The 1,536-nt window shown below is 65.4% G+C and carries 1 protein-coding gene; it reads left to right on the forward strand.

Going from position 1 to position 1,536, the window contains the following annotated elements; genetic code table 11:
* Window positions 1-83 precede the first annotated feature (83 nt).
* Entirely contained in the window at window positions 84-1,460 is a 1,377-nt protein-coding gene (locus AC07U4_RS24805; RefSeq protein WP_495197603.1) for a transposase, read from the forward strand.
* The last annotated feature ends 76 nt before the right edge of the window (window positions 1,461-1,536 follow it).

Below are 1,536 nucleotides of genomic sequence, written 5' to 3' on the forward strand. Positions count from 1 at the left end.
TGGGTGATTGTGTTGAAAAAGACGGGCTTGCAGTGGTGTTGGTGGTCTGATTCACTTGCCGCGAGGTGAGCGGAGACGGGCTGATGATGGGCGAGCGGACGGTAGCGCAGGAGGCGCTGTTCTACAGCTTCAGCCTGGAGCGGCATGTGCCGGCGGATCATCTGCTGCGCTCAATCGACCGGTTCGTGGACCTGTCAGGCATCCGCGAGGAGCTGAAGCCCTTCTACAGTGACACGGGCCGCCCCTCGATCGATCCAGAGCTGATGATCCGGATGCTCATCATCGGCTATTGCATGGGCATCCGGTCCGAGCGGCGGCTGTGCGATGAGGTGCATCTGAACCTGGCCTATCGCTGGTTCTGCCGGCTGGGGCTGGACGGCGACGTGCCGGACCATTCGACCTTCTCGAAGAACCGGCACGGGCGCTTCCGCGACAGCGACCTGTTGCGCCGTTTGTTCGAGACGACGGTCGCACGCTGCATGGCCGAGGGGCTGGTGGGCGGCGAAGGGTTTGCAGTCGACGCCAGCTTGATCCGTGCCGATGCCAATCGCCAGACCGGCGGGCCGGGTAGCGACGGCTTGTCCCCGAACGCCGACAGCCGTGCGGTGCGCGAGTATCTGGCCGTTCTCGACGATGCCGCGTTCGGCGCAGCGACACCGGTGGTGCCCAAGTATCTGGCACCGGCCGATCCGGCATCGCGGTGGACCAGCGCGCATCGCGGGCCGGCCTTCTACGCCTACTCGACCAACTACCTCATAGACCTCGACCATGCCGTCATCATGGACGTGGAAGCGAGCACCGCCGTGCGCCAGGCCGAGGTGACCGCATGCAAGCGCATGATCGCGCGGGTGCAGGACCGCTTCGGCGTCTGGCCCGAGCGGCTGGCCGCCGACACCGCTTACGGCTCGGCGGAGATGCTAGCCTGGCTGGTCCACGAGCGTGACATCCAGCCGCACATTCCGGTGTTCGACAAGTCCGCCCGCCGCGACGGCACCTTCGAACGTGATGCCTTCACCTACGACCATGACGACGACAGCTACATCTGTCCTGGTGGCAAGCGCCTGCGCCCCAGGAACCGCAACTTCGCGACCGCCCGGGGCGATGTCGGTCAGGACGGCTTCATCCGCTATCGCGCGACACAGCAGGATTGCGGCGGCTGCGCCCTGCGGGAACGCTGCACGCCCAACATGCCGGCGCGCAAGGTCACCCGTTCGATCCACGAAGGGGCTCGCGACCTTGCCCGCGATATCGCCACCACCGACGCCTACGTCACCTCCCGCCGCCAGCGAAAGAAGGTCGAGATGCTGTTCGCGCACCTCAAACGCATTCTGAAGCTCGATCGATTACGCCTGCGGGGTCCAAACGGTGCCAGGGACGAGTTCCATATGGCAGCCGCCGCCCAGAACCTCCGCAAGATGGCCAAGCTCATCCCGATGCCGACGCAGCCGCTACCTGCCTGAGCCGGTCAGCCCTGTTCAGCGAAAACCCTCGGCCGCTTGCACCCCGCCAACATCCGACTTCTTCAACACAATCGGG

The organism is Sphingomonas sp. GW821-FHT02B09, from assembly GCF_059421875.1.

What these genes read in the sequence shown, in the direction of transcription:
- AC07U4_RS24805 (WP_495197603.1), top strand. Translation starts at nt 84, where the DNA reads ATGATGGGCGAGCGGACGGTAGCGCAGGAGGCGCTGTTCTACAGCTTC.